The sequence below is a fragment of the Fibrobacter sp. genome, from assembly GCF_017551775.1.
GTDB lineage: Bacteria > Fibrobacterota > Fibrobacteria > Fibrobacterales > Fibrobacteraceae > Fibrobacter.
In genome coordinates this window covers 1-9,934 of sequence record NZ_JAFZKX010000104.1, presented here as the reverse complement: position 1 = coordinate 9,934, position 9,934 = coordinate 1, and the positions used below count along the sequence as shown (strand labels likewise).

Genomic DNA, 9,934 nt, shown 5'->3' with positions numbered 1-9,934 from the left:
GGGAACTGAGAAAATATATTGAATACTACAACAATGACCGGATAAAACTGCGCCTAAACGGAATGAGTCCTGTACAATACCGGACTCATAACGCTGTTTTATCCTAACTTTAAACTGTCCAACTTTTTGGGGTCAGTTCATTCGAGGGGGTAGAAAAAGACCCGTTTTGAAATTGAAATGCTTGTCAAGATCCTTCGACTCGCCCTACGGGCTGCGCTCAGGATGGCATAAACGGGGCTTTTGCGAGGGGGATACCTCCCCCCTTGGTATAAAAAGTTGCTATATTTTCCGCCGAAAAATTTTTCAAGGACTAACTATGAAACGTACTCATAACTGCGGCCAGCTGCGCAAGGCAGATGTTGGCCAGACCGTAACACTCGCCGGTTGGGTGGATCGTCGCCGCGACCATGGTGGTGTGATTTTTGTGGACCTCCGCGACAAGTATGGCAAGACCCAGATCGTCTTCAACCCGGACTACAATGCCGACGTGATGAAGACCGCCGAACAGCTCCGCAACGAATACGTGATCACCGTTACCGGTAAGGTCTACGCCCGCGAAGAAGGCAACACCAACGAAAAGCTCGCCACTGGTGAAATCGAAGTCAAGATCGAACAGATTGAAATCTTGAACGCCGCCCTCACCTCCCCGCTCGCCATCAACGACCCGAACGAAGAGTGCAAGGAAAACGACGACCTGCGCCTGCAGTACCGTTACCTCGACCTTCGCCGTCCGTGGATCCAGAAGAAGCTCCTCCTCAAGAGCCGCTTCCTCAAGGCCGTGTACGACTTCTTCTACTCTAACGGTTTCGAAAACATTGAAACTCCGGTGCTCTGCAAGTCCACTCCGGAAGGCGCTCGCGACTACCTGGTGCCGTCCCGCGTGAACCCGGGCAAGTTCTACGCCCTCCCGCAGTCTCCGCAGCAGTACAAGCAGCTTTTGATGATCGCCGGCATGGACCGCTACTTCCAGATTGCGAAGTGCTTCCGCGACGAAGACCTCCGCGCCGACCGTCAGCCTGAATTTACGCAGATCGACGTCGAAATGTCCTTCGTGGACCAGGACGACGTGATGGCCATGTTCGACAAGTTCGTGACCGAAGTTCTCGGCAAGGTCTGGGACTTCGAACCGCCCAAGAAGATTCGCCGCATGAAGTGGCACGAAGCCATGCTCAAGTACGGTTCCGACAAGCCGGACCTTCGCTTCGACCTCGAAATCCACGACGTTTCCGAAATCGGTGCCAAGTCCGAATTCGGCGTGTTCAAGAACTGCGTTGCCGCCGGTGGCAAGATCCGCGGTATCGCCGCCAAGGGCTGCGTGGACTTCACCCGCAAGCAGATCGACGAACTCACCGCCTACGTGGGCAAGTACGGTTCCAAGGGTCTTGTGTGGATGCGCGTCAAGGAAAACGACGAAGTGGAAACCCAGGTCGGCAAGTTCTTCACGACCGAACAGCTCAACGAACTGCGCGACGCTGTCGGCGCCAAGTGCGGCGACATGATGTTCTTCATCGCCGGTCCGGAAAAGGTTGCTGCTACGGCTATGGGCCAGCTCCGTCTGGAAGTCGCCCGCATCAAGGGCCTCCGCGATCCGAAGAAGCGCGAATTCGTGTGGATTACCGAATTCCCGATGTTCGAATACAGCGACACCGAAGGCCGCTACATGGCCATGCATCACCCGTTCACCAACCCGCTGCCTGAACACCTCGACATGATGCTCGGTGGCAACCTGAAGGATTGCAACGCCGAAGCTTACGACCTCGTGCTTAACGGTGTCGAAATCGGTGGTGGTTCTATCCGTATTCACAACCCGGAAGTCCAGGAAAAGGTGTTCCGCCTGCTCGGTCTCTCCGAAGAACAGGTGAAGGAAAAGTTCGGCTTCTTCGTCGACGCCTTCAAGTACGGCGCTCCTCCGCACGGCGGTTTGGCATTCGGTCTCGACCGCGTTGTGGCTACCATGGAAGGCGAAGAATCTATCCGTGACTTCATCGCATTCCCGAAGAACACCAGCGCTTCCAGCCCGATGGACCAGTGCCCGAGCGAAGTGGATCTGCAGCAGCTGCAGGACATCCACATCTCCGTGCAGATGCCCAAGGGTGCTGATAAGAAGTAGTTGGATCGCCGCGGCTCCTAACGGGGCCTCGCGATGACGAGTCAACATTTAAAGACCCCGCTTTCGAGCGGGGCTTTTTTTGTGGATTTTTTTCCGGATTTCGATGCCTGTGAAGGGGTTAAATCGAGTGAAAATCTTGTTTTGTTAATTTATATGTAAATGATTTTTGGTCGATTTTTGTCAATTATCGGGATATTATATCTCATGCCGTTTTCAATTATCGGGATTCCATATCAAAGCGGCACATAATGTCCCGAAACTCATGTAAACAAAAAGTTTACAAAATTTAAAAAATGGCCGAATTCTCTAGATTTAGAGGGTGGTGATATAAAAAGCCAACAATTATCTAGGGAAAATTATGAAGAGAAAATACAGTCTTTTGCCGTTCATCATAGCCGGTTCGCTTTTGGCCGGCTGTTCCGATGATCCTGTTACAGTGGACAATTCCGGTGATAACGGCGCTTTGCCTATTGATTCGACCCAATTGGGTACATATGTAGATCCGGTGAGCGGTGAGGAGATTCCCGTTTATATCGATCCGGAAACTGGCGAGATGACCCCTATTTCGGCTATGAGCTCTGCCGTCGTTCCTGGCAGCTCCAATTCTGTTCCCGGCCTCTCCAGCAACGGAATCCCGGGAGGCTCTTCGACCCTTTTGCCCGGCAGCTCGGCGCTGAACCCCAGGTCGAGTTCTTCGTCCAAAGTCAAGGACCAGTCTTCTTCCAGCGGGCTCAAGGAATACGACGACAACCACAAGGCCAAGGAAACGTTCCTCCCGAAGGCGGGCTTCTACAGGAACCTGACCATCGATCCGCCTACACCGCAGAAGGGCGGACAAATCAAGTGCACCTTCGACGGCTCCTTCCCCACCCAGAATTCTGAGCAGATTTCGCAGCCCAAGCAGATTACGAAGAACTCCGTGGTGCGCTGCTCCGAATTCGTGAACGGCCAGGCGGCGGACACGACGACGCAGACTTACTTCATCAACGAGAACGTCTCTATACCGGTGGTGGCGCTTACCGTGAACCATCACGACATGTTCGACTCCAGCGCGGGTCTTTACGCTACTGGCGACTTGAACCAGGGCGGCCAGGGTCAATGGGGCGGCGGTTTTGATATCGGTGGCGACGACACCAACAATCCCAAGTGCACCGAGCCTTGCAGGCAGGCGAACTTCTGGAAAGACGACGAACTTCCCGTACACGTGGAATACTTCGAAAAAGGAAGCTCATCCACCGAGAAGACTTGGGAAATCGACGCCGGCATTTCGATTATCGGTAACTACAGCCGCTACAAGCCCAAGAAGAGCGTCGCCATCAAGATGGACAACGATGATTACGGCGACAAGGTTTTGAAGTATTCCTTCTTCAGCACGCGCCCCGAAGCGAAGAAGATCAAGAGCTTCAACCTGCGCAACAACGGCAACCGTTTCTGGACCGACTACTTTGGCGACCCCATGCTGGTGAGCCTTATGGAAGGTACCGAGGTGGATTACCAGCGTAGCCTCCAGGTGGTGGTGTTCTACAATGGCGAATACTTCGGCATCCACGACTTGCGCGAACGCTTGAACAGGAGTTTTGTCGAGACCAACTACGGCATCGATTCCAAGTCCATCAACGTCGTCAAGAACTGCTCCAATGGCGAACAGGGATGCGTCAACGGATGGGCTCCCAGCGGCACGAACGGAGCCTCCAGTTCTGAATTCGGCCAGCTGACGAATTCCATTACCAGCGGAAACTTCGCCGGCGAAAACAACCAGTCTTACGCGCAGCTCAAGCAAAAGATGAACGTCAACAGTTTTGCCCAGTACATGATTGCCGAAATGTATATCCATAACGGCGACTGGCCCAACAACAATATCCGCGCGTGGGGCAGCCCGCAAAACGGTTATCCCTTCAAGTTCATGATTTTCGACGTGGACCACGGCTACGGATTTACTCCGGGCGTCATGGGCTTCGACACCGAAGGCCAAAACATGTTCCAGTGGGTGCTCGGCAGCGCCACGATGAACGGCCAGGGCGGCCAGCAACCCGGTCAGGGCCAGTGGGGCGGCGGCATGGGAATGGGCATGGGTATGGGTGGCGGCAACACCACTATCGGAAACATGCTGAAGAAGCTTTTGGAAAACCCCGATTTCAAGCGTTTGTTCATCAACCAGGGTTGCATCCTCCTGAACGACTACCTGACTTACGAAAAGGTCCAGAAGGCCGTGCAGGACCAGCTCGCCATGATTCCGAGTTCCGAACGTTCCCGCGACGAACAGCGCTGGCCCCGCAACCAGGCGAAGTACAACTGGTCGCCTTCTGGCAGCGACATTCTGAGATACGCCCAGAGTCGCACCCAGAACTTCAGGCAGGAAATGGCCAGCTACTTCGGGCTCTCGGGCGAAGCCAACGTGAGCATCAATGTCAGTGGAACCGGTTCGGTGCTTGTGGATGGCATGAAGCTCCCGAAGTCCAACTACCAGGGCAAATTCTTCTCCGGCATGGAGATGGAGTTGACCGCGGTTCCTTCGAACGGCTCGATATTCTCCTCATGGTCTGACGGTTCTACGGAGAACCCGCACAAGATTCAGATCAACGGGCAGACGAATATCACCGCTCAGTTCAAGTAACAAAGTTTTGTTCTCCTCCTCAATACAAGCCCGGCGAATAGCCGGGCTTTTCCGTTGAAGTATTTTTACTATATTTAATCTCGCAAAATTTTTAACCCGAACTGCGCGGTTTACAGACTGCGCAACAATTCAAAAGGAAGAAACAATGGCTGACAATCTGTCCGTCCTCGGCAAGGCTCGCAAGGCCTACCAGCCGAAACTCCCCGCCGCTCTCCGCGACGGCGCTCTCAAAGTCGCTCTCGTCAAGGGCAAGCCCACCGAATCCGTCCGCGACCAGGCCAAGATCAAGGCTCTGTTCCCGAACACCTACGGTGCTCCGTACATCTCCATGAAGAAGGCTACCAAGGCTGCTGCCGGTAAGGCCCTCAACGTGGGCGTGGTGCTCTCCGGTGGCCAGGCTCCTGGTGGACACAACGTGATCGCGGGTATCTTCGACGGTATCAAGAGCATCAGCCCGAAGAGCAAGCTCCTCGGCTTCCTCGGTGGCCCGTCTGGCCTCGAGAACGGTAAGTTCATCGTGATCAACGAAAAGATCATGGACTCCTACCGCAACACTGGTGGATTCGACATCATCCAGTCCGGCCGTACCAAGCTCGAAACTGAAGAACAGTTCAAGAAGTGCATGGCTGTCGCCAAGGCTCAGAAGCTCGACGCTATCGTGATCATCGGTGGTGACGACTCCAACACGAACGCTGCTGTTCTCGGTGAATACTTCCAGGCCAACGGCGCTAGCTGCGTGGTTTGCGGCTGCCCGAAGACCATCGACGGCGACCTCAAGAACGAATACATCGAAACCTCCTTCGGTTTCGACACCGCCGTGAAGACCTACTCCGAACTCATCGGCAACATCATGCGCGACGCCAACTCCGCTCAGAAGTACTGGCACTTCATCAAGCTCATGGGCCGCAGCGCTTCTCACATCGCTCTCGAAGCCGCTCTCCAGACCCATCCGAACATCTGCTTGATCTCTGAAGAAGTCAAGGCCAAGAAGATGAAGCTCAAGCAGGTCATCAAGTACGTGGCTGACATCGTCGCTGCCCGTGCTGCTGACGGCAAGAACTTCGGTGTGGCCCTCATTCCGGAAGGCCTCCTCGAATTCATCCCTGATGTTGGTGTGCTCATTTCCGAACTCTCCGAAGCCCTCGCTCACCACGAAAAGGAAGTCGAAGGCCTCGACACCGCCGCCAAGGTTGAAAAGCTTTGCAACTGGATCTCCAAGGCTTCTGCTGAAGTCCTCAAGAGCCTCCCCTCCACCACTCAGGGCCAGCTGATGCTCGACCGCGATAGCCACGGCAACGTGCAGGTTTCTCTCATCGAAACCGAAAAGCTCATCATCGAGATGGTCAAGAAGGAACTCAAGAGCCGCAAGACCTTCAAGGGCAAGTTCTCCGCCCTCAACCACTTCTTCGGTTACGAAGGCCGTTGCGCCGCTCCGTCGAACTTCGACGCCGACTACTGCTACAGCCTCGGTTTCACCGCCTCCGTGCTCGCCTTCAACAAGATGAACGGCTACATGAGCTCTGTGCGTGACCTCACGAAGGGCATCGAAAAGTGGACCGCCGGTGGCATTCCTATCACCATGATGATGAACATCGAACGTCGTCACGGTGCCGACAAGCCGGTTATCCAGAAGGCTCTCGTGGAACTCGACGGCGCTCCGTTCAAGTTCTTCGCCAAGAACCGCGAAGTCTGGGCCAAGACTGAATCCTACACCTACCCGGGTCCGATCCAGTACTGGGGTCCGAGCGAAGTCTGCGACGTCACGAACTTCACGATTAAGCTCGAACGCGGCGCTCTGAAAGTCAAGTAAGACTCGTTTCTCGGAGGCGTCTGCTTCGTTGCCGTGCCCCCTCACGTACGACTTGTACGCTACGGGGCACGAATGCCTTGCATCCACTCTCCGATAAACATCGTCTTTGAATTCGTTAGAATTTAAAAGTCCCTGTCATTCGACAGGGATTTTTTTTTCCGATTGTCACCCTGACGAATCGGTACCGCCCGTCACCCTGAGGACGCTCAGGGTCAGCAATTTTATTCTAGAATGTCATTATCTGTCGTGCTTAGAATATATTTTTTCTAGTATGAAAGAAAACAATACATACTACACATACATATTGTCCAATACAAGCAATAGTGTCCTATATATTGGTGTAACCAACAACCTGGTTAGAAGATTTCTTGAGCATAAAATAAAAATCAACGAGACATCTTTTACCGCTCGATATTCCGTACATAAGCTTGTTCATTTTGAATGTTTTTCTTCTATCAAAGATGCTATTGCTAGGGAAAAACAACTCAAAACATGGCACCGGCCATGGAAAGAGAATCTCATCAGAAAAAACAACCCTACTTGGGACGATTTATCCTCCTCTATTTTAGCATGACGTCTAGTCACCCGCATGTCACCCTGAACTCATTTCAGGGGCGGAATGTTTATACCCGATGCTGACCTGCGTCAGCATGACTGCTGGGTCGGAATGTCACCCTGAGGACGCTCAGGGTCAGATCGTCCCTGTCTAGTAAGATAATCCGATGCTGACCTTCGTCAGCATGACTGCTGTGATTAAACGGCGTCGTTTGCCGCAAAACAGCAGGCGAAATGAGACTCGCCGACTTTCGGCGGGACTTCACACGAGCGGCATTTGGCCTGCAATTCTGCGCTGCCCTCTGCACATGCGGAACAGCGGTCTGCAAAGCGGCAGCCAGCCACGAAGTCGCGCGGGTGCGGCACGGAACCTGGAATGGATTTCATGGTGCGCATGTCGCTGTGGTTTTCGGGAATGGCGGCCAGGAGCCCCTGCGTGTAAGGGTGCAGCGGGTTGTCGATCACGTCGCGCACGGGCCCGCATTCCACAATGCGACCCGCATACATCACCGCCACCCGGTCGGCATACTGCGAGACGATTCCCATATTGTGCGTAATCAGGAGTACCGCCGTGCCGGTGCGTTCAGCCATATCTTTGAGAACGGCGAGAACCTGCGCCTGCACCGTCACATCAAGAGCCGTTGTCGGTTCGTCGGCGATGATGAGCTTGGGCTTCGGGAGGAGCGCCATCACGATGCAAACGCGCTGGAGCATGCCGCCCGAAAGTTCGTGCGGGTAGGCGTCCAGAACGCGGTCCGGATCGTTGAAGCCCGCCTGCAAAAGCATCTCGCGGATTGTCGCCAGCGGGTCGGCGCAGTCCTTACCACCAGACTTCGCGCCGTTTAAAACTGCGCCGTTTGAAGCCTTGCCGGTAGAAACAGCGCCCTTTTTTTCGGAAGAGAGTGCGCTAGATTTCGCACAGAACTTGAACACTTCCAGCAACTGCTTCTTGATGGTCACGACCGGATTCAGGGCCTGCATCGGCTCCTGGAATATGCATGCGATTTCGGACCCGCGCACTTTCTGCAGTTCGGCCAGCGGGAGCTTCGCCAAATCAACCGGCGCGCGGTTTATACCAGAATCAGAAACATCAGCGCTGTCCTTATCAGCACCTGAATTGCCCGCGGCAAACAGCACCGCCCCATCTACAATCCTTGCGCTCGGCTGAGGCAACAGTCGCAGGATTCCCATCGCTGTAACGCTTTTTCCACAGCCCGACTCCCCCACCAAAGCGAAGAACTCGCCCGCATTGATTTCGAACGAGACGCGGTCCGTGACCTGCACCGGCTTGACGCCGTCACGCGGGTTGCCGTTCTTGTCGAACCCGAATGCCACCGAGAGGTCGCGCACTTGCAAAACCGGCGAAGTATTAGACATACCTGTCCCCCGACTTCGGATCCATAGCATCACGCACGCCCTCGCCTACGAACGTCGTGAGGAGTAGCGTCACAAAGAGTGCGGCGACCGTGCTTACAGAGATCCACGGCGCGTAAAGGTTGTTGAGGCCTTGGCTCATAAGCTCGCCCCAGCTGGGTGTAGGCGGCTGCAGGCCGAATCCCAAGAAGTCCAGCGACGTGAGGCTCCCGATACCGCCAATCAACGTGAACGGGAACAGCGTCACCACCGGGGTCAGCGCATTCGGCAAAATCTCTTTGAAGAATATGTGGCGGTGTCCCATGCCGAGCACTTTCGCCGACTGCACGTAAGTCATGCCGCGCAGCTTCAAAAACTCCGCACGCATGTAGTAGCTCAGCGAAATCCAGTTGAACGCCGCCATAATCAATATCAACAGCCAGAAACTGCGCCCGTAAATGCTTCCAATCAAAATCACCACGTAGAGCATCGGGAGCGACGACCAGATTTCTATCATGCGCTGCATGCCGATATCCCAGAATTTGCCGAGGTAGCCCTGGATACCGCCGATGACAATGCCGAGGAACGTGCCGAGCAAGGTCAATAGCAAACTAAAGCTGATGCAGATGCGGAACCCGTGAATCAGGCGCGCCAGAACGTCGCGTCCGTTGCTGTCGGTTCCGAGCCAATGCCTTGCGCTCGGGGCAAACGGGGGCGTTCCGTCTTCGCTCAGGTCTGCCTTCAAGGGGTCATGCGCAATCGGGGGCATAATCGCCCACATCTCGGGGCAACCGCCCGCGCGGGTAAATCCCTCGGCGGCATCTTCCTCGCATTCGCGCACAGCCTCGAAAATCTTTGCGTAGTCGGCTTCGGTCTGGTATTCTCCGCCAAAGTCCGCATCGCTGTACCGCACGAACGCCGGGAAATACGTCTTGCCCTCGTAACGCAGCACGAGCGGCTCGTCGTTTACCGTCCACGGACTGGAGAGCGAAAGCAGGTACGCCACCACGAGCACCAACAGCGACCAGAACGCCCGCTTGTTCTTGCGGAAGCGCTTCAGCCGGTTCAAGGTTTCTTGTGTGAGGCGTATCTTCATCGGAATGGCAATATAATAATTTTAAGCCACTTGCTCCGAGTTAATTTTTATTTACGCTAATTTGCCTGTTTGGAGCCTTTTTTTTCATTGCCTCGTTATTTTTTTCCCGAATTTCTATCTAATTTTACCCATGGATTTTAATATTCAAAATTCAACCAAAAACTGGAGATATACATGGCAAAAAAGATGATTGCGTGTGATGGTAACGAAGCCACCGCTAGCGTAGCGTTTGCTGTTAGCGAAGTTGCGGCTATCTACCCGATTACACCGTCTAGTCCTATGGCTGAGCACGCCGACAACTGGAGTGCTGCAGGCAAGAAGAATATTTGGGGACAGGTTCCCCGCGTGTTTGAAATGCAGTCCGAAGGTGGCGCTGCCGGTACCGTTCACGGTGCT

At 54.3% G+C, this 9,934-nt stretch carries 8 protein-coding genes; 6 read left to right on the top strand and 2 right to left on the bottom strand.

Annotated elements, in window-relative coordinates; genetic code table 11:
• The 5 genes from IK012_RS12235 to IK012_RS12215 all read left to right on the top strand — a co-directional run.
• Positions 1-107, top strand: a 107-nt coding sequence (locus tag IK012_RS12235) for an IS3 family transposase (protein WP_290950874.1), incomplete at its 5' end; no start/stop codon positions are given.
• A gap of 209 nt (positions 108-316) precedes the next feature.
• Positions 317-2,110, top strand: a complete 1,794-nt coding sequence (gene aspS / locus IK012_RS12230; RefSeq protein WP_290955014.1) for an aspartate--tRNA ligase — start codon at positions 317-319, stop codon at positions 2,108-2,110.
• A gap of 358 nt (positions 2,111-2,468) precedes the next feature.
• The gene (locus IK012_RS12225; RefSeq protein WP_290955013.1) at positions 2,469-4,724 is read left to right on the top strand and encodes a CotH kinase family protein; all 2,256 of its coding nucleotides are present in this window, start codon (positions 2,469-2,471) and stop codon (positions 4,722-4,724) included.
• A 145-nt stretch (positions 4,725-4,869) separates the two neighbouring features.
• Positions 4,870-6,534 carry a diphosphate--fructose-6-phosphate 1-phosphotransferase gene (locus tag IK012_RS12220; RefSeq protein ID WP_290955011.1) on the top strand — a complete coding sequence of 555 codons (1,665 nt, stop codon included), beginning with the start codon at positions 4,870-4,872 and terminating at the stop codon, positions 6,532-6,534.
• Between the two features lie 271 nt (positions 6,535-6,805).
• Positions 6,806-7,108, top strand: a complete 303-nt coding sequence (locus IK012_RS12215) for a GIY-YIG nuclease family protein (RefSeq protein ID WP_290955009.1) — start codon at positions 6,806-6,808, stop codon at positions 7,106-7,108.
• Positions 7,109-7,287: 179 nt separating this feature from the next.
• On the opposite strand, the gene IK012_RS12210 is transcribed toward IK012_RS12215, so the two are convergent.
• Positions 7,288-8,466 carry an ABC transporter ATP-binding protein gene (locus IK012_RS12210; RefSeq protein WP_290955007.1) on the bottom strand — a complete coding sequence of 393 codons (1,179 nt, stop codon included), beginning with the start codon at positions 8,464-8,466 and terminating at the stop codon, positions 7,288-7,290.
• Complete coding sequence (locus IK012_RS12205; protein WP_290955005.1) at positions 8,459-9,538, bottom strand: ABC transporter permease subunit; 1,080 nt, start codon at positions 9,536-9,538, stop codon at positions 8,459-8,461. The genes IK012_RS12210 and IK012_RS12205 overlap by 8 nt, the downstream gene beginning before the upstream one ends.
• 168 nt (positions 9,539-9,706) lie before the next feature.
• Here IK012_RS12205 and IK012_RS12200 point away from each other — a divergent pair.
• Positions 9,707-9,934 (top strand): hypothetical protein (locus tag IK012_RS12200; RefSeq protein ID WP_367273794.1); only part of this gene is annotated, 228 nt, incomplete at its 3' end.

Excerpts from the sequence above, each read along its gene's own strand:
- aspS (WP_290955014.1), top strand. The coding sequence starts at position 317 with ATGAAACGTACTCATAACTGCGGCCAGCTGCGCAAGGCAGATGTTGGC.
- IK012_RS12225 (WP_290955013.1), top strand. The coding sequence starts at position 2,469 with ATGAAGAGAAAATACAGTCTTTTGCCGTTCATCATAGCCGGTTCGCTT.
- IK012_RS12220 (WP_290955011.1), top strand. The coding sequence starts at position 4,870 with ATGGCTGACAATCTGTCCGTCCTCGGCAAGGCTCGCAAGGCCTACCAG.
- IK012_RS12215 (WP_290955009.1), top strand. The coding sequence starts at position 6,806 with ATGAAAGAAAACAATACATACTACACATACATATTGTCCAATACAAGC.
- IK012_RS12210 (WP_290955007.1), bottom strand. The coding sequence starts at position 8,466 with ATGTCTAATACTTCGCCGGTTTTGCAAGTGCGCGACCTCTCGGTGGCA.
- IK012_RS12205 (WP_290955005.1), bottom strand. The coding sequence starts at position 9,538 with ATGAAGATACGCCTCACACAAGAAACCTTGAACCGGCTGAAGCGCTTC.